The organism is Xanthomonas euvesicatoria, from assembly GCF_013112235.1.
GTDB classification, from domain to species: Bacteria; Pseudomonadota; Gammaproteobacteria; order Xanthomonadales; family Xanthomonadaceae; genus Xanthomonas; species Xanthomonas euvesicatoria.
Genome location: NZ_JABFFS010000001.1, coordinates 3,865,083 through 3,882,688, shown reverse-complemented (window position 1 = coordinate 3,882,688; position 17,606 = coordinate 3,865,083). Strand labels below are relative to the sequence as shown.

Annotated in this window: 15 protein-coding genes and 1 other RNA gene; 9 read left to right on the top strand and 7 right to left on the bottom strand. The window is 65.5% G+C overall.

Going from position 1 to position 17,606, the window contains the following annotated elements; genetic code table 11:
* Window positions 1–55 precede the first annotated feature (55 nt).
* The 4 genes from HLH45_RS16795 to HLH45_RS16780 all read right to left on the bottom strand — a co-directional run bounded on the left by HLH45_RS16795 (window position 56) and on the right by HLH45_RS16780 (window position 4,148).
* Window positions 56–601, bottom strand: a complete 546-nt coding sequence (locus HLH45_RS16795) for a hypothetical protein (protein WP_033478442.1) — start codon at window positions 599–601, stop codon at window positions 56–58.
* A gap of 2 nt (window positions 602–603) precedes the next feature.
* A complete protein-coding gene (locus tag HLH45_RS16790; protein WP_008571321.1) occupies window positions 604–1,587 on the bottom strand; it encodes a PhoH family protein in 984 nt (327 codons plus the stop codon).
* A gap of 423 nt (window positions 1,588–2,010) precedes the next feature.
* Window positions 2,011–3,465, bottom strand: coding sequence for a tRNA (N6-isopentenyl adenosine(37)-C2)-methylthiotransferase MiaB (gene miaB / locus HLH45_RS16785; RefSeq protein WP_033478441.1), 1,455 nt, complete (start codon window positions 3,463–3,465; stop codon window positions 2,011–2,013).
* A 38-nt stretch (window positions 3,466–3,503) separates the two neighbouring features.
* Window positions 3,504–4,148 (bottom strand): glutathione S-transferase family protein, encoded by a 645-nt coding sequence (locus HLH45_RS16780; protein ID WP_008571319.1) that lies wholly within the window; start codon window positions 4,146–4,148, stop codon window positions 3,504–3,506.
* A 103-nt stretch (window positions 4,149–4,251) separates the two neighbouring features.
* Here HLH45_RS16780 and HLH45_RS16775 point away from each other — a divergent pair, with 103 nt between their 5' ends.
* The 8 genes from HLH45_RS16775 to HLH45_RS16740 all read left to right on the top strand — a co-directional run bounded on the left by HLH45_RS16775 (window position 4,252) and on the right by HLH45_RS16740 (window position 11,639).
* Window positions 4,252–5,217 (top strand): helix-turn-helix transcriptional regulator, encoded by a 966-nt coding sequence (locus HLH45_RS16775; RefSeq protein ID WP_033478440.1) that lies wholly within the window; start codon window positions 4,252–4,254, stop codon window positions 5,215–5,217.
* A 190-nt stretch (window positions 5,218–5,407) separates the two neighbouring features.
* On the top strand, window positions 5,408–6,391 hold the full coding sequence (locus HLH45_RS16770) for a lytic transglycosylase domain-containing protein (RefSeq protein WP_033478438.1): 984 nt from the start codon (window positions 5,408–5,410) through the stop codon (window positions 6,389–6,391).
* Window positions 6,392–6,897: 506 nt separating this feature from the next.
* A complete protein-coding gene (gene petA, locus HLH45_RS16765; protein ID WP_011347774.1) occupies window positions 6,898–7,542 on the top strand; it encodes a ubiquinol-cytochrome c reductase iron-sulfur subunit in 645 nt (214 codons plus the stop codon).
* Window positions 7,542–8,801, top strand: a complete 1,260-nt coding sequence (locus HLH45_RS16760) for a cytochrome b (protein WP_008571315.1) — start codon at window positions 7,542–7,544, stop codon at window positions 8,799–8,801. Before petA ends, HLH45_RS16760 begins: the two co-directional genes overlap by 1 nt.
* Window positions 8,794–9,552 carry a cytochrome c1 gene (locus tag HLH45_RS16755; RefSeq protein ID WP_033478436.1) on the top strand — a complete coding sequence of 253 codons (759 nt, stop codon included), beginning with the start codon at window positions 8,794–8,796 and terminating at the stop codon, window positions 9,550–9,552. Before HLH45_RS16760 ends, HLH45_RS16755 begins: the two co-directional genes overlap by 8 nt.
* Window positions 9,553–9,961: 409 nt before the next feature.
* Complete coding sequence (locus HLH45_RS16750) at window positions 9,962–10,597, top strand: glutathione S-transferase N-terminal domain-containing protein (protein WP_005915265.1); 636 nt, start codon at window positions 9,962–9,964, stop codon at window positions 10,595–10,597.
* A 78-nt stretch (window positions 10,598–10,675) separates the two neighbouring features.
* Window positions 10,676–11,116, top strand: coding sequence for a ClpXP protease specificity-enhancing factor (locus HLH45_RS16745; protein ID WP_008571311.1), 441 nt, complete (start codon window positions 10,676–10,678; stop codon window positions 11,114–11,116).
* A gap of 190 nt (window positions 11,117–11,306) precedes the next feature.
* Window positions 11,307–11,639, top strand: a complete 333-nt coding sequence (locus HLH45_RS16740; RefSeq protein WP_008571310.1) for a hypothetical protein — start codon at window positions 11,307–11,309, stop codon at window positions 11,637–11,639.
* A gap of 192 nt (window positions 11,640–11,831) precedes the next feature.
* On the opposite strand, the gene HLH45_RS16735 is transcribed toward HLH45_RS16740, so the two are convergent.
* Together HLH45_RS16735 and HLH45_RS16730 are read right to left on the bottom strand one after the other, a co-directional pair.
* A complete protein-coding gene (locus HLH45_RS16735) occupies window positions 11,832–12,212 on the bottom strand; it encodes a DUF3301 domain-containing protein (protein ID WP_008571309.1) in 381 nt (126 codons plus the stop codon).
* Window positions 12,213–12,288: 76 nt separating this feature from the next.
* Window positions 12,289–12,365, bottom strand: a non-coding RNA gene (locus HLH45_RS16730) — sX9 sRNA.
* A gap of 189 nt (window positions 12,366–12,554) precedes the next feature.
* Here HLH45_RS16730 and HLH45_RS16725 point away from each other — a divergent pair.
* The gene (locus HLH45_RS16725; RefSeq protein ID WP_008571308.1) at window positions 12,555–16,949 is read left to right on the top strand and encodes a DEAD/DEAH box helicase; all 4,395 of its coding nucleotides are present in this window, start codon (window positions 12,555–12,557) and stop codon (window positions 16,947–16,949) included.
* Here HLH45_RS16725 and HLH45_RS16720 read toward each other — a convergent pair.
* Window positions 16,889–17,509 carry a DNA-3-methyladenine glycosylase gene (locus tag HLH45_RS16720; RefSeq protein ID WP_033478434.1) on the bottom strand — a complete coding sequence of 207 codons (621 nt, stop codon included), beginning with the start codon at window positions 17,507–17,509 and terminating at the stop codon, window positions 16,889–16,891. The two genes, HLH45_RS16725 and HLH45_RS16720, sit on opposite strands and share 61 nt — an antisense overlap.
* Between the last annotated feature and the right edge of the window lie 97 nt (window positions 17,510–17,606).

The following is a 17,606-nucleotide window of genomic DNA, read 5'->3' as shown; positions in this document are numbered from 1 at the left end:
GAGTAGCGTCTTGCGGCGACGCCTGCGTGTGCGTGCTTGGCCCGCCGGTCCGGGATCAGCGAACGCACTCGACCAGCACCATGACAAGCGCGCCACCGTTGGCAACACGATAAAACGCACTGCCCATCGGCCCGTTCTGGCAATGCGGATCGACCCGGTTGACTTCCAGGGCCGGCGCGAAACCTGGTGGCGATTGTGTCCAGATTGCGGCTTGGCCGCGCTCCAGCAGGCGACCTACCAGATAGCGCGTGTCGGCGCTTTCCTTGTCATCTTGAGCCACCGCGCAGCCGAAGCGGTCGTGCGCTTTGCCGGTAGAGGCAAGTAGCGCCTGCGCTCGCGTGCCGGCAAGCAGCGCTTGTCGCTGCGCATCCTCATCAACCCCCGCACCGGCTGCAGCCTTCGCCACTGCCAGGTGTTCCAGTTCGGCCCGATCCAGCAGGATGGTCGCTTGCCCAGCGGCCACCGAGACACAGGACGCGGCAAGTTGCTGCCGCAACATGACGTGCGTGGTCGTGTCGGCCTGCTGGCGTGCCTGCGTATGCGCAGGTTCATGGCAAGCCAGCGCCAACCAGACTCCCAACAGTAGGGCGCGGCCTTGCACGGTCAGTCGGCCGCAGGAGGCTGCAGCGCGTTATCGCGCTTGTCGTAGGCGGTGACAATGCGCTGCACCAATGGGTGACGCACCACGTCGCGCGCTTCGAAGAAGGTGAAACTGGTGCCTTCCACATCGCGCAGCACTTCGATCGCATCGCGCAGGCCGGATTTGACGTGCTTGGGCAGATCGATCTGGGTGAGGTCGCCGGTGACCACCGCCGTGGAGCCGAAGCCCAGGCGGGTCAGGAACATCTTCATCTGTTCGATGGTGGTGTTCTGCGCTTCGTCCAGAATCACATATGCATCGTTGAGCGTGCGACCGCGCATATAGGCCAGCGGCGCGATTTCGATGACGTTGCGCTCCAGCAACTTGACCACTTTTTCCACGCCGAGCATTTCGTACAGCGCATCGTAGAGCGGGCGCAGGTACGGGTCGACCTTCTGGCTGAGATCGCCCGGAAGAAAGCCGAGTTTTTCGCCGGCTTCCACTGCCGGGCGCACCAGGATCAACCGCTGCACCCGCGACTCGTTGAGTGCTTCAACCGCGCTTGCTACCGCCAGGAAGGTCTTGCCGGTGCCGGCCGGGCCGATACCGAAATTGATGTCGTGGGTGGCGATCGCGTGCAGGTATTTGGCCTGGTTGGCGCCACGGCCACGCACGGTGCCGCGCTTGACCTTGATCGCCACATCCTGGGCCTGATATGCGCGCTCGGCCACATGCTCGAGGTTGGCATCGTTGAGCCGCAGGTGGATTGCGTGCGTGTCGAACGTGGTGGTTGCGGCCTCGTCGTACAACGCGGTCAACAGCGACTGGGCGGCGGCGATGGCCGGCTCCGGTCCGGTCACCCGGAAGACGTTGCCACGGTTGGCGATCTCGACGCCAAGCTTGAGTTCGATCTGGCGCAGATGCGCATCGAACGGACCGGCCAGATTGGCCAGACGCTCGATGTCCTCGGGTTCCAGGGTGAAATCGCGATGTGCGGGTGCGTTCATGGTTGGATCGGACGGCGCACCTGGGTGCGCGTCGGTAGGGCGGGAGCGAAAGGGTAGCGCGCGGCATGTGATCCCACCAACACAGCGGGCGGCGCGGCACCTCGGCGACGCGCCGGTCCGCACAGGCATGCAGGTTTTCCACAACCGCTGTGGAGTCACGCATCACTAACCTGTGGATAAAACTCGCCGCGCTTACTGGCGCAAGGTTTGCCGGGTTGGTGGCGAAAAAAACGCCAGTACCGACAGGGTTGTCCACACAGGATGTGGATCGAATTCGGCAAAGCCTGTGGGTAAGTAAGACGAGGCCTTGCGCTGCAAGGCGCTACGGATGTGTGGTGAAATTTTGACCATTTCCCGCGAGACGCTTCGGCGCGTGGTCGCCTTGCTTGAAGGGGCGCCGCATTGCGCAGCGCCCGCGCGCCATCAATGTGCGCTGTCGTCCAGTTGAATCCGGCCACGCAGCGAATTGCTCATCGCCTCGGTGATCAACACATCGACGAACTGTCCGATCAAACGCGGGTTGCCTGGGAAATTCACCGGGCGCATGTTCTCGCTCTTGCCGGTCAGTTCGTTCGGGTCGCGCCGCGAGGGGCCTTCCACCAGCACGCGTTGCACGCTGCCCACCATCGATTGCGAAATGCTCGCCGCGTGCGCGTTGATATGCGCCTGCAGACGCGCAAGACGCGCCTGCTTCACCGCCTCCGGCGTGTCGTCCTGCAGGTCCGATGCCGGGGTGCCGGGGCGGCGCGAATACACGAACGAAAAGCTCTGGTCGAAGCCCACGTCCTCGATCAGCTTCATGGTCTTTTCGAAGTCCGCTTCAGTCTCGCCAGGGAAGCCGACGATGAAGTCCGAACTGATCGAGATGTCCGGGCGCACTGCGCGCAGCTTGCGGATCTTCGACTTGAATTCCAGCGCGGTGTAGCCGCGCTTCATCGCCGACAGAATGCGGTCGCTGCCGGCCTGCACCGGCAGGTGCAGGTAGTTGGCCAGCTGCGGTACGTCGCGGTAGGCATCCACCAGCGAATCGGAAAACTCCAGCGGATGCGACGTGGTGAAGCGGATGCGGCCGATGCCGTCGATCTGCGCGATGGTGCGGATCAGCAGGCCCAGATCGGCGTACTGCGCGGCGTCGCCGGCATCGGCGCCATACGCACCGCGGTACGCGTTGACGTTCTGGCCAAGCAGGTTGATCTCGCGCACGCCTTGCGCCGCCAATTGCGCCACTTCCACCAGCACGTCCTCGAACGGCCGGCTGACTTCTTCGCCACGGGTGTAGGGCACCACGCAGAACGAGCAGTATTTGGAGCAGCCTTCCATGATCGAGACGAAGGCCGACGGACCTTCGGCACGCGGCTCGGGCAGACGGTCGAACTTCTCGATTTCCGGGAAGCTGATGTCCACCTGCGACTTGCCCGATTCGCGTCGCGCGCGAATCAGTTCCGGCAGCCGGTGCAGGGTCTGCGGGCCGAACACCAGGTCCACGTAGGGCGCACGCTTGACGATGGCTTCGCCTTCCTGCGACGCCACGCAGCCGCCGACGCCGATGATCACCGGCTTGCCGCCGGCCTTGAGCGCCTTCCAGCGACCCAGCTGGCTGAAGACTTTTTCCTGGGCTTTTTCGCGAATGGAACAGGTATTGACCAGCACCACATCCGCTTCCTCGGGGTTGTCGGTCAGCTCCAGGCCTTCGGAAGCGGCAAGCACGTCGGCCATCTTGGCCGAGTCGTACTCGTTCATCTGGCATCCGTGGGTCTTGATATAGAGCTTGCCGCGTACCACGGCAGGCGCCGATGGGCGCGCGACGGGCAAGGGCAACAGGGCGGGTGCGTCCACGGCAGCTGCCGCGGACAGGTCGGAAACGGGTGTCCCGGGCATGGCGCTTATTCCAGGCGGGTAGAAGAGAGCCGCGCAGTTTACCCGCTTGCGCTGGCGCCGTCCGCGGCCGCACGCCCGGCGTCGACGGCTTCGGCGCGCGCCACTGCCGGGCGCGCGGCCATCCGGGCGATATAGGCGCGGGTCGGGGCGGGCGGGTCGATCAGGCCAAACTCCACCATCCACGCCAAGGCGCCGCCCCACAGCACATCGGCCGCACTGCAGCGCTCGCCCAGCAGGTAATCGCCCTTGGCCAGCTGCGCATCAACCACCTGCAGCACCGTGTCGGCGTCGGCATAAGGCGAGAGCGAGCGCGGCGGGGCGCTACGCTTGAGCGCAAGATCGATGATCGCCGGTTCGAAGGCCGAGCCGTAGAACGCAAGCCAGCGCAGGTAGGCGCCACGATCGGCATCGCCCGGCGCCGGTGACAGGCCGGCTTCCGGATATAGCTCGGCCAGGTACTGATAGATGGCGCCCTGCTCGGTGACCACGCTGGTGCCGTGGACGATGGTCGGTATCTTGCCCATCGGGTTGATCGCAAGGAATTCCGGCGTGCGCTGCTGCTCCTTTTCCAGATCGATGGGCTGCAGGCTGTAGCGTGCGCCCAATTCTACCAGCAAGACCAGGACCCCCCGCGAGCGGGAGCGGGGGTTGTGGAACAGGGTGACGTGGCGGTCGTCGGACATTGCGGTCTCCAGGGTGGCTGCGGTGGCGAAGCGAGTGGGATGGCGGGTATCGCGATCTTACGGACCACTTGCGGACAGTTTCTGTCCGCAATACGGTGGCGCGATGGCTTCTACCGCTGCTCGCCTGTTGCGTCTGCTTTCCCTGCTGCAAGGTGGCCGGAGTTGGTCCGGTGTGGCGCTGGCAGAACGTTTGGACATCCATCCGCGCAGCCTGCGGCGCGATATCGAGCGCCTGCGCGAAGCGGGTTATCCGGTGCATGCAGCGCCCGGCAGCGGCGGCGGCTACCGGCTGGGGCAGGGCGGTGCGGCATTGCCGCTGTTGTTGGAAGAAGACGAGGCGCTGACCGTGGCGGTCGCTTTGCGCGCCGCCGCGCCAGCGGTGCGCGGGATGGACGCCGCGGCGGCACGCGTGATGGCCAAGCTGGATCCCCTGCTGCCGCGCCGCAGCGGCCAGCGCGCCAGTGCCGCGCATGCCGCCATGGCCAGCATGCCGGCTTCCGAAACGGAATCGCTGGTCGATGCGGGCCTGCTTGCCCAGTTGGCTGCCGCCTGCCGCGACCGGGCCACGCTGCGGCTGGACTATCGGCGCCATTCGGGTACGGCCATCACCCGCAGCGTCGAGCCGGCGCTGCTGGTGAACTACGGGCGGCGCTGGTACCTGTTGGTCTGGGACTGCGAACGCCAGGACTGGCGCAGCCTGCGCGCGGACCGGATCGATCAGGCGGTCGCCACCGGCGCGCGGTTCGCCCCCCGCGCATTGCCCGAAGAGCCGCTACAGCTATTGCGCAAGGCGATCGGCGAAGCGCCGTTTCCGTGCCGGGCGCGGGTGCGTCTGGCCGGCACGGTCGAGGCATTGGCAGCGCGCATTCCGCCCTGGCTGGGTGCCTTGCAGGCCGATGGTCCCGCACATTGCTGGCTGGGTCTTGGCGCCCCGAGCATGCCTGCGCTGGCGGCCAACCTGTTGTTGCTGGACCTGCCGTTCGACGCGATTGCGCCGGCCCAAGCCCGCCGCACCTTGACGCAGGCGCTGGACACGTTGCGCACGCAGCTGGACCGGCTGCCCCAGTGAGGCGGCCAACAGGCCATCGCGCGTGGGCGTCAGGTGGGCGCGGCGAACGCGTTATCGGGAGTGCGGGATGGGTACTTGAGGATTTCGAGCACCGGTCCCGCACGCCTGGCCGCGGCGCGGGCGCCTTGCGGGCTACTCCAGACGCTGGCCGACACTTGGCAAGCCCTGGGCAAGCTGGGACACTCCGCGCATGAAGGGGATGTCAAGATTGCTGGGGCTGATGCTCGTCACGTTGTCGGCTGCGCCGGTCAGCGCCGGCACGCTGTACAAGTGCGTCGGCGCTGACGGTATCACCAGTTACCTGAGCAAGCGCCAGAGCGGCTCCACCTGCAGCGTCATCAGCAGCTATACCCCCGATCGTGCGGCCCGCCGCCTGCCGTCATCTCCCTCGGCCGGGCGTCTGGCCGTCAGCCCCGCGCCCCGCATGGCCAGTATCGACAGCGGCGCGCCGGCCACCATTATCAGCCAGCCAGTCAGCCAGCCGCCGCGGCACGCTGCCGAGGTCGCTTCGGCGCCGGCTCCGCGTGCCTTGCCGGAGTCGTCCGTCTCTGTCGTCACGCCGCTAGCGGCAGCAGCAACCAATCCGCGCCGGGTCGTCAGCGGGCAGGTGTACTCTTATATGAAGGACGGCGTGCGCCACTACACCAGCGCCCGGCCGCGCCAGGTCGCCAGCATCGAAGGCCTGCGCACCATCCATTACAGCTTTATCGAAACCTGCTACGCCTGCGGTGCCAAGCCGGGGGTCAATTTTGGTGCGATCCGACTCAACACCAACGCCTATCAGCAGGAAATCGCAGCGGCGGCGCGCGAGTTCGGGGTGGAAGAATCGATCGTGCGCGCAATCATCCACGCCGAATCGGCCTACAACCCGCTTGCGCTCAGTCGTGCCGGCGCGCAAGGCCTGATGCAGTTGATGCCGGGCACCGCGCGCCGCTTCGGTGTCAGCGATGCCTATGATGCAACGCAAAATATTCGTGGCGGCGTGCAGTATCTGTCCTGGCTGCTGAAACGCTTCAATGGCGACCTCACCCTGGCCGCTGCCGGCTACAACGCCGGCGAGGGCGCAGTCGACCGTTACGGCGGCGTACCGCCGTATAGCGAAACCCAGCGTTACGTGCAACGCGTGGGCGTATTGGCCGGCCGCTATCGTGGCCAGGCCACAGCAGCCAACTAAAGCGGCTGGCAAAACGCCCGTGCAGCCGCCCGGCGGGCGCGGCCGGTGCTCCTGGCATGTCATAAGCACCGCGGCGTCTGCGCGATCCATTCCCGGCCCCCCGCTTGACGTCGTGGTCGCTGCTCTTGGGAATCTTTGCCACGGCGCTGCGCCGAGTGCGGTGGGGCAAGTACTTCGGTCTCCGCAACATTGGTTGCAGCGCCCATAGCCAGTCGCGAACAATCGTATTGCTGCGCTTGCACCATATCCACGCATCCACCGCACGCGCGCATTGCCGTTGCAGCCCACGCAAGGGCACTACGTCACAGCCATCCGTCTCCCACGCGCGTTGAACTCCATCGGATCGGCTGCCGCTTGCATCGGCCGTTGCATCGCATAGGGCCGACTGCGTACATTGCGTTGTCTGTGCATTAAGCGTTCCGCTACACTGCGGTCGATTCATCGCGGCTGGACCCCCCGCCAGCCGTTGGCAGCCTCACGCTACCTAATCAAGATCGGAGAGCCGGATGGCCAACGATGGGGTTAACGCACCTGCTGATATCGGGCGTCGTCGGTTTTTAACCGCGACAACGGCCGTGGTCGGTGCGGTCGGAGCAGGATTCGTTGCAGTTCCGTTCGTGAAGTCGTGGAATCCCAGTGCGCGTGCCAAGTTGGCTGGCGCACCGGTCACCGCCGACATCAGCGCCTTGCAGGAAGGCCAGCGCATGGTCCTTGAATGGCGCGGTCAGCCAATCTGGATCGTCAAGCGCTCCAAGGCCATGCTCGACGCACTCCCGTCGCTGGACGACCGGCTCAAGGACCCCAAGTCCGAGAACAAGGATCAGCAGCCGGAGTACGTGCTGAAAAACCCGGAATATCGCTCGATCAAGTCCGACATTTCGGTGCTGGTGGGGCTGTGTACGCATCTGGGTTGCTCGCCGGAGATGGTCGCCGAAATCCGCCCCGAGCCTTACGACCCGCAGTGGAAGGGCGGTTACTTCTGCCCTTGCCACAAGTCGCGCTTCGACATGTCCGGCCGCGTCTTCGACGGCGTGCCGGCACCGATCAATCTGCTGGTGCCCCCACACCACTACGTGGACGACAACACCTTGGTGATCGGCGTCGATCCTGACGATGCCGGTGCGTCGGCCAAAACCACGGGGGCTGCCTGATGAGCAATGTTCTGGTCCGTACCGCCAACGGCGTGTTCGATTGGGTCAACGAGCGCGCGCCCGGGCTGATGCCCATGTACCGCAAGCACATCAGCGAGTACTACGCGCCGAAGAACTTCAACCTCTGGTACTACTTTGGCTCGCTGGCCATCGTGGTGCTGGTCAACCAGATCGTCACCGGCATCTTCCTGACGATGCACTACAAGACCAGCGCCGCCGATGCATTCGCTTCGATCGAATACATCATGCGCGACGTGGAGTGGGGCTGGCTGATCCGCTACATGCACAGCACCGGTGCCTCGCTGTTCTTCATCGTGGTGTATCTGCACATGTTCCGCGGCTTGATGTACGGCAGTTACCAGAAGCCGCGCGAGCTGGTGTGGATTCTCGGCATGCTGATCTACCTGGTGCTGATGGCCGAAGCCTTCATGGGCTACGTGTTGCCTTGGGGGCAGATGTCGTTCTGGGGCGCGAAGGTGATCATCTCGCTGTTCGGCGCCATTCCGGTGATCGGCAACGGGCTGACCGAATGGATCATGGGCGACTACCTGCCCGGCGATGCCACGCTCAATCGCTTCTTCGCCTTGCACGTGATCGCATTGCCGTTGGTGTTGCTGCTGTTGATCGTGCTGCACATCGGTGCGCTGCACGAAGTGGGTTCCAATAATCCGGACGGGGTGGACATCAAGAAAGGTCCAAAGGGCAATCGCTGGGATGCGCACAAGCCGGCCGACGGCATTCCGTTCCATCCGTATTACACGGTCAAGGACCTGGTCGGCGTTGGATTCCTGCTGTTGATCGCTGCCTTCATCATCTTCTTCGCGCCGGCGTTCGGTGGCCTGTTCCTGGAGCACGACAACTTCACCGAAGCCAACCGGCTGGTGACGCCGGAGCACATCAAGCCGGTGTGGTACTACACGCCGTACTACGCCATGTTGCGCGTGGTGCCCAACAAGCTAGGCGGGGTGCTGGTGATGTTCTCGGCCATCGCGATCCTGTTCCTGGTGCCCTGGCTGGATCGCGCCAGGGTGCGCTCGGTGCGCTACCGCGGCTGGATTTCCAAGCTGGCGTTGGGCGTGCTGGTGGTGTGCTTCGTCTGGCTGGGTGTGATCGGTTCCGGCCCCGGCACCGACGCGCACGAGACCTATGTCGGGCGCGTGCTGACCTTCCTGTACTTCGCCTTCTTCATCACCATGCCGGTGTGGACGCGGCTGGACAAGACCAAGCCGGTTCCGGAGCGGGTGACGACCCATGACTAATTCCAACGTGACGTCATGGAAGTCGCGCGTGCTCGCCTTGCTCTGCGGCCTGGTAATCGCTGGTGGTGCGATGGCGGCCGAAGGCGGGGCGGTGCAGCAAGCAGGTAATGACCTGAGCGATCGCGCATCGCTGCAACGTGGTGCGCAGTTGTTCATGAACTACTGCTCCGGCTGCCATTCGTTGAAGTACCTGCGCTATTCGCGCATGGCCAGCGATTTGGGCCTGAGCGAAGAGGAGGTCATGACCAACCTCAACTTCACCGGCGCCAAAGTCGGCGAACATATCGAAGGCACCATGCCGCACGACGCGGCGACCAAGTGGTTCGGCAAGGCGCCGCCGGATCTGACCTTGATTGCACGCGTGCGCGGTACGGACTGGGTCTACACCTATCTCAAGTCGTTCTATCTGGACCAGACACGCCCGCTGGGCTGGAACAACAAGCTGTTTCCGAACGCCTCCATGCCCAACCCGCTATGGGAGTTGCAAGGCCTGCAGCAGGCGCAATTCGGCCCGGCCGACAAGGCCACCGGCGACAAGCCGGTAGAGGCATTGAAGCTTGGGCAGCCAGGGCGTCAAACACCGGTGGAATTCGACCAGACCGTGCGCGATATCGCCAACTTCCTCGAGTATGCCGGCGAGCCGGCCGCATTGAAGCGCCAGAGCATGGGCGTGTGGGTGGTCCTGTTCCTGGCGCTGCTCACCTTCATCGCTTATTTGTTGAAGAAGGAATACTGGAAGGACGTGCACTGAACGCTGCGTAGGCCGTCATCGGCTGCGGGAGCGAACAATGCAGTGCAGGGCAGGCAGGTATCGCAGGTGCTTGGATACCTCTATTTGTCGCCGAGCCTTGCGGGCGCTTCCAGCAGAAAGCGCTAGCCCCCACCTCCCGTGCGGAAGAGGGGGCGGGGTGATGGTTGGCGAGCGAACAGCATGTCGATCGGGGCCGTCAGCGTAGATCCCTGCAACAGGGTTGCAGCGCCTACATGTCCTGCGGTCTCGGGGGAGCAGCGCAGCAACCGGCTTATCGGAACATTAATAAGCCCTATCACTCTTGGCTTTTGCGTGACGTGATTGCACACTCGATAGACCGTGGTGACTGTCGGCGTTGGGCCGGCCGCGCCGATGCGGCCGGCGGATTCCGGTCGTCGGAGAGCCTTGAATGGCGACGAGTGTGCGTATGCGGAATACCTTGACTTTGTTTTCGTCCAACGACGACGTGTTGTGCCACCGGGTCCGTCTGGTCCTGGCGGCGAAAGGGGTGACCTACGACCTGGTGCCGGTCGACCCGCAAAATCCTCCCGAAGATCTGATCGATCTCAATCCCTATCATTCGGTGCCGACGCTGGTCGAACGCGACCTGGTGCTGTACGCCGCCTCGGTGGTCAGCGAATACCTGGACGAGCGCTATCCGCATCCGCCGCTGATGCCGGTCGACCCGCTTTCGCGCGCGCGTCTGCGCCTGGCGATGTTGCGCATCGAGCATGACTGGGTGCCGCAAGTGCAGGCGATCCAGCTCGGCAACAAGACGCAGGCCGAGGCCGGCCGCAAGCGTCTGAAAGAACTGCTTACCGCGTCGGTGCCGTTGTTCAAGGCCAGCAAATTCTTCCTCAATCCGGAAATGAGTCTGGCCGATTGCGCGATGGCGCCGATCATCTGGCGACTGGACGCGTTGGAAATCAGCCTGCCCAAGGACGGTAAGGCGATCGAGGATTACGGCAACCGGATCTTCCGCAACCCGGGCTTTATCCGCAGCCTCACCGATCAGGAAAAGAAGCTGCGCGATCTGCCGGGCTGATGCGACGGCTGTATGCCAACAGACCGACTTCCGATCGCGTGGCCGCCGCGACGGGCCATGTGCGGGTAAAATGACGCAATGAGCGAAGATTTCCCCCGCATGACTAGCCATCGCCCGTACCTGTTGCGGGCCTTGGTCGAATGGATCAACGACAACGGCATGACGCCGCACGTTTTGGTGGATGCCGGCCTGCCCGGTGTGCAGGTGCCTGCCAGTGCCGTCAAGGACGGTCGCGTCGTCTTGAATATCGCCGAGCGTGCCGTGGTCGGCCTGCAGGTGGACAACGAAAGCGTGAGCTTCACTGCGCGCTTCGGTGGCGTGAGCCACCCGGTGATGGTGCCGATGGCCGCCGTACTGGCGGTCTATGCGCGCGAAACCGGGCAGGGCATGGCGCTGCCGGACGACATCCCCGGCACCAACAGCGAGCCGCCGGATCCGGGCTCGCCCCCACCGAGTGCGCCGACGCCGGACGAACCGTCCAGCGGTGGCAAGCGCCCGCATCTTCGCGTGGTGAAGTAAGGACAGCACACCACACGCCTGCGCCGCCGCAAGGCGAGTGCAGGCCGGTGCGCGGAATCAGCAGGGACCACGTGTAAGCTGAAGTTCCTGCGTGCCGTCCACGGCTACCGGTGACGGCGTCCCAGGTTCTGTTGGCTGCGCTGAAAGCGGCAAGCGTATGACCTGCAGACTCGCCAAGTGGAGGGTTCGATTGCACGTAGAGCGCACCCGTCATGTCGATTGCAGCGCGCCGGATCCGTCCGGCGCACTCGACGACGCGTACGAGTACGACATCTATCGCTTCGTGGATGGCGAGCGTTGTCTGATTGCGCGCAGCTACATCGACACGCCGCGTGAGGCGCATTTTCTCAGCATGGAAATTGCCGGCAAGTCGCGTCTATTGAAGGATGCCGACCTGCTGGATCCGCTGTGGCTGTTCGCCCAGGCGCAGCTGCGTCGAGAGGGCAAGCTGCAATTGTGCTGGCTGAGCGGCAGGGACAATGGCTACGAGCCCGTTCCCGCGGATTCGACGTCTTTGGAATGAAGTGGCCGGCTGTGTGGAGTGCCGCCGACTGATGCAATGGCCAGCCGCGTGCACAGACGGCGACAGCGCGCAGCAACAGCTCGATGATTGCTGGAATCCAGAGGGAAGCTGGCCGGCCAATCACTGTAACCCAGACAGGTGAAGCTGCAGGTATGTCAGGTGTCAGCGTGCGGTGAGCTGCAGCTGCGCGCCTCACTCCAGACGCTCATGCTCCGGGTGCAATGCCCTGACGGTAGCGACCTGCGGCCCGGTGAAGGCAATCAGTTGATCGCCGCGCAGCACCAGCTTGCCGCTATGGCGATCCACGCCGTCGTAGGAATAGTCGAAGCGGAAGGTGCGCTCGAAGCCCAGCCAGCCGCTGGGCATCCTGCACACGCGGATATTGGTGGAATGCACGCTCTGGTCCAGCCATTGCACGTCGGCCGCGCGGCAGGCATTGCGGCCAAGAATGTCGGCGCGTTCGGCAGCCGCGCGCGAGGAGTTCCAGAACGCGAACAGCGCGGCGCCGGCGATCATGAAAAGAATCAGGCTGGGCATGCCGCCAATGTGCCACGGCACGTGGCCGGCGGACAATCGCCGGGCCGGTGCCGCAACGTTGCGAAGGCGTCGCCTTGCCGACGGCAGAGGCCGCCACCATTGCGCTAACAGCGGCTAACAAAACGTAGCGAGCAGCTGTCGGGTGGGCGCAGACGGCGCGCTCAGAACCGGAGTGTACGAGCGGTACATGCCGATTCCGAGCACCGGCCGCGCCCGCCTGGCGGCTGTGCAGTCGTTTTGTAGCCGCGCTAAATCGTTCACTGCCGGCCTGGCCCGTGGCTTGTCTGGACCGCTGCGCAGCCCCATTGATTATGGTTCACGCCGAGTTATATCCGCGCGCCTTGCCGTCATGATGAGCAATGGTGTCGGGCATTGCCAATGCATCCTGTCCTGCAACACTTCCATCCTGTGGTCGCTGCGTGGTTCGCGCAGACCTTCCCTGCGCCGACACCGGCGCAGGTCGCCGCGTGGCCGGCGATCCAGGCCGGACGCCACACGCTGGTGGCCGCGCCGACCGGCTCGGGCAAGACGCTGACGGCCTTCTTCGCCGCCATCGATGCATTGATTCGCGACGGGCTGGCCAACGGCGGTGCGTTGCCCGACGAAACCCGTGTGGTCTACGTCTCGCCGTTGAAGGCCTTGTCCAACGACATCCACCTCAACCTGGACGCGCCCTTGCAGGGCATCCGTGCGGCGCTGGTCGCAGGCGGCTTGCCGGATGTGCCGATTCGTACCGCGGTGCGTACCGGCGATACCCCGCAGCGCGAGCGCGCGCAGGCGCGTCGCACGCCGCCGCATATTCTGGTGACCACCCCGGAGTCGCTGTACGTACTGTTGGGGTCGGCATCCGGGCGCGCGTCGCTGCAGCATGTGCGCACCGTGATCGTCGATGAAATCCACGCGGTGGCGTCGGACAAGCGCGGCAGCCACCTGAGCCTGACGCTGGAGCGCTTGCAGCGGCTGGTCGCGCAGCCGATCACGCGGGTGGGGCTGTCGGCCACCCAGAAGCCCATCGAAACGGTGGCGCAATTCCTGGTCGGTGTCGACGCAGACGGCGTGCCGCCGCCGTGCGAGATCGTCGATATCGGCTACACACGCAAGCGTGATCTGGCCCTGGCGTTGCCGCCCACGCCGCTGAGCGTGGTGATGTCCAACGACCAGTGGCTGCAGGTGTATGCCGATGTGGCTGCACTGGCGCAGCAACATCGCACCACGCTGGTGTTCGTCAACACACGGCGCATGGCCGAACGCGCGGCGCGGCATCTGGGCGATCTGCTCGGCAAGCAGCGCGTGTCGGCGCATCACGGCAGCCTGTCGCGCGAGACGCGCCTGCTGGCCGAGCAACGGCTCAAGGCCGGCGATCTCACGGTGTTGGTGGCGACCGCATCGCTGGAACTGGGGCTGGATATCGGCGATGTCGATCTGGTCTGCCAGCTCGGTTCGCCGCGCTCGATCGCCACCTTCCTGCAACGCGCCGGGCGGTCCGGACACAAGGTCGGCGGTACGCCCAAGGCGCGCCTGTTTCCGCAGACCCGCGACGAACTGGTCGAATGCGCCGCGCTGCTGGACAGCATCCGCCGCGGCGAACTGGATGCCTTGCGCATTGTGACGGCGCCGGTGGATGTGCTGGCGCAGCAGATCGTTGCCGAAGCCGCATGCGAAGACTGGGACGAAGATGCGCTGTTCGCGCTGGTGCGGCGCGCGTGGCCGTTCGCCGGGTTGAGCCGTGCCACCTTCGACAGCGTGGTGCGCATGTTATGCGATGGCTTCAGCACCCGCCTCGGTCCGCGCGCCGGGTATCTGCATCGCGATGCCGTGCACCGGCGCCTGCATGCACGGCGCGGTGCGCGCATGACGGCGCTCACTTCCGGCGGCACCATTCCCGAAACCGGCGACTACAGCGTGGTGCTGGAACCGCAGGCCGAAAAGATCGGCACGGTGAACGAGGATTTCGCCGTTGAAAGCCTCACCGGCGATGTGTTCCAGCTCGGCAATGCGAGCTACCGCATCCTGCGCGTGGAGGCCGGGCGCGTGCGCGTGGAAGACGCCAAGGGCGCGCCGCCGAACATTCCGTTCTGGCTGGGCGAAGCGCCGGGTCGCAGCGATGAGCTGTCTGCGGCGGTGTCGCGCCTGCGTGGCGAGATTGCCGCGCGGCTGGACACCGCGCCGCACCAAGCCGCGCGCGACTGGCTGCAGCGCGAGCTGGAGATGTCCGCCGAAGCGGCGCGGCAACTGGTGGATTATCTGGCAAACGCTTGCACGGCATTGGGCGCGATGCCCACCCAGCAGTGCCTGGTGATGGAGCGCTTCTTCGATGCCAGCGGCGGTACCCAGCTGGTCATCCATTCGCCGTACGGCAGCCGCATCAATCGTGCGTGGGGGCTGGCGCTGCGTAAGCGCTTCTGCCGCACCTTCAATTTCGAATTGCAGGCGGCGGCCACCGAAGATGCGATTGTGTTGTCGCTGTCGACCAGTCATAGCTTTGCGCTGGAAGAGGTTGGCCGTTACCTGCATTCGTCGTCGGCCGAGCATGTATTGATCCAGGCATTGCTGGACGCACCACTATTCGGCGTGCGCTGGCGCTGGAACGCCACCAACGCGATGGCGCTGCCGCGCTTCAGTGGCGGCAACAAGGTGGCGCCGCAGTTGCAACGCATGAAGTCCGAAGATTTGCTCGCCACGGTATTCCCGGACCAGGTGGCCTGTGCGGAGAATCTGGTCGGCGAACGCGAGGTGCCCGACCACCCGTTGGTGGCACAGACGCTGGAAGATTGCCTGCATCACGCCATGGATAGCGACGGCTGGCTGCAGGTGTTGCGCGGCCTGGAATCGGGCGCGGTGACGCTGGTCGCGCGCGACCTGGCGGCGCCGTCGCCGCTGGCCGCCGAAGCCTTGAATGCGCGTCCGTATGCATTTCTCGACGATGCGCCACTGGAAGAACGCCGTACCCAGGCCGTGCAAAGTCGGCGCTACACGCCGCAGACCAGCGACGACCTGGGCCAGCTCGATCCGCAGGCCATCGAGGCCGTTCGCGAAGAGGCCTGGCCACAGCCGCGCGATGCCGAAGAAATGCACGAGGCATTGGTGGTGCTGGGCGTGTTGCCGGTCGCAGAGGCTACCGACGCGCAGTGGCAGGCATGGCTGGCCGCGCTGGCCGCAGCGGGTCGTGCCAGCTGCATTGCCTTGCACGGCAGCCCGGCGCTGTGGGTCAGCGCCGAGCGTATCGACTGGTTCTTGCCGTTGTATCGGCAAGCAACTGTGCAGCCGCCGTTGCAGGCGCCGGCCGATTGCCGCGTTGCCGACTGGCAGCGCGACTGGGCGGTACGCGAACTGCTGCGCGGGCGCTTGTCCGCGGTCGGCCCGGCACAGGTGCCGGCCTTGTCTCACGCATTGCAGGTGCCGGAAGCAGAAATCGCGCTCGCACTGGCAGCCTTGCAACGCGAGGGCTACGTCATGGCCGGGCAGTTCAATGCGCATGTGCAGGGCGAAGAGTGGTGCGAGCGCCATCTGTTGGCACGCATCCACCGCTACACGCTGGGGCGCCTGCGCCGCGAGATCGAACCGGTATCGCAACGCGATTACGCGCGTTTTCTGTTCGAGTGGCAGCACGTGGACAGCAGCAGCCGGGTGGCTGGGCCAGATGCGCTGGCCGGTGTGGTGGGGCAGCTCGAAGGCTTCGAGGCGCCTGCGGTGCTGTGGGAGAGCGAGCTATTGCCGGCGCGCATCCGCGACTATCAACCGGCCTGGCTGGATGAGTTGTGCACTGCCGGGCGCACGCTGTGGGCACGCCTGCGGCCCGGCGGCGGCCGCAGCGGCGCTGCACTGCGCAGTACGCCGATCGTGCTGCTGCCACGACGCGAAGCGCAGCATTGGAGCGCGTTGGCGCGCGATGCCGACGACGCGCCATTGAGCTCCCGCGCGCAACGGGTCATGCAGGTGCTGCAGCAGCAAGGCGCGCTGTTCTTCGACGAAATCGCCGACGCGGCACATCTGATGAACACCGAGCTGGAAGATGCCTTGAGCGAGCTGGTGATGCGTGGCCGCGCGCATTGCGACAGCTATGCCGGCCTGCGCGCGCTGCTGGTGCCGGCGTCCAAGCGGCCGTCGGCACTGTCGCGGCAGCGTCGCCGTGCCAGCGCACTGGGCATCCGCGATGCGGGCCGCTGGGCGCCGGTGCGGGCGCTGCCCGACCTGCCGCTTGCCGAAGCCGCGCAGCGCCATCAGGACATGCTCGAACACGTCGCGCGCACGCTGCTGCGGCGCTACGGCGTGGTGTGCTGGCGGCTGCTCGAACGCGAGGCCGCATGGCTGCCGCCATGGCGGGAATTGCTGCGCATGTATCAACGGCTGGAAGCGCGCGGCGAAATCCGCGGCGGGCGGTTTATCGCCGGGCTGTCCGGCGAGCAGTTTGCGTTGCCGGACGCGATTGCGGCCCTGCGCCGTGTGCGCGCGCAGCCCTTGCCGCAGCAGTGGATCTGCGTCAGTGCCAGCGACCCAAGCAATCTGCTCGGCAGTCTGCTGCCGGGCGAGCGGGTCGCGCGCGTGCCGGGCAATCGCGTCGCTTCGCTGGATGGGCTACCGATGGCGGTCTGGGCGGCAGACCGCTTCCAGGCCTTGCAGGAGCTCACCCCCGAGCAGGCCGAGCAGGCGTTGCGTCTGCTACAGCGCGGACCGGGCGCGGCCGAGCAATCGCCGATGGAGCGCTGGTTGGCTCAATCGCCCGCGGGCGGCGTGCCTTTTCCGGTCACGCGCGGAAGCGGACGCGACACATAGCGGCTATCTGCAACCACCCAGCGCCATGGCGCGTCCACGGCCTTGCGGATGCCGATGCGCGGCGTTGCCACTGGATGGGAGGGGGGCGGCACGCCGTCGTCTTCGATCCAGAGCCGCGCGGCCGCAGTGCTGAGATCCAGCCCATTGTCGGCGGCGGTCACGCCGAACGCCTGCGCCAGGCGGCCTGGGCCGGTGGTCAAGGCGGTGACCGGCGCGGCGCCGCGCGCGGCCTGCATGCGATCGATACCGGCCAGCGGTTCCAGTGCGCGGAGCAGCACCGCATGCCCGGGCGCACCGCCGCACACCGCATTGATTGCCCAATGCATGCCATAGATGAAATACACATACAGGTGCCCCGGCGCACCGAACATCACCCGCGTGCGCGGAGTCATGCCGCGGAACGAGTGCGCGGCCGGGTCGTCGCTGCCGCAGTAGGCTTCCACTTCGGTGATGCGCCCGCGGCGTCCGTCCGCACTGACCAACACCTTGTTGAGCAATTGCGGCGCGACGTGGCGGGCATCGTGGGCATAGAACGTGCGGGGCAAGGGCTTTGCAGGCATGGTCGAAGCATAGCTGCGCAGACGTGATGTCCCAGCGGTGTGGCCTGGACAGCGCACGGGCGGGGGTAGGGTTTTTCCGAATATGGGCGGTGATGAG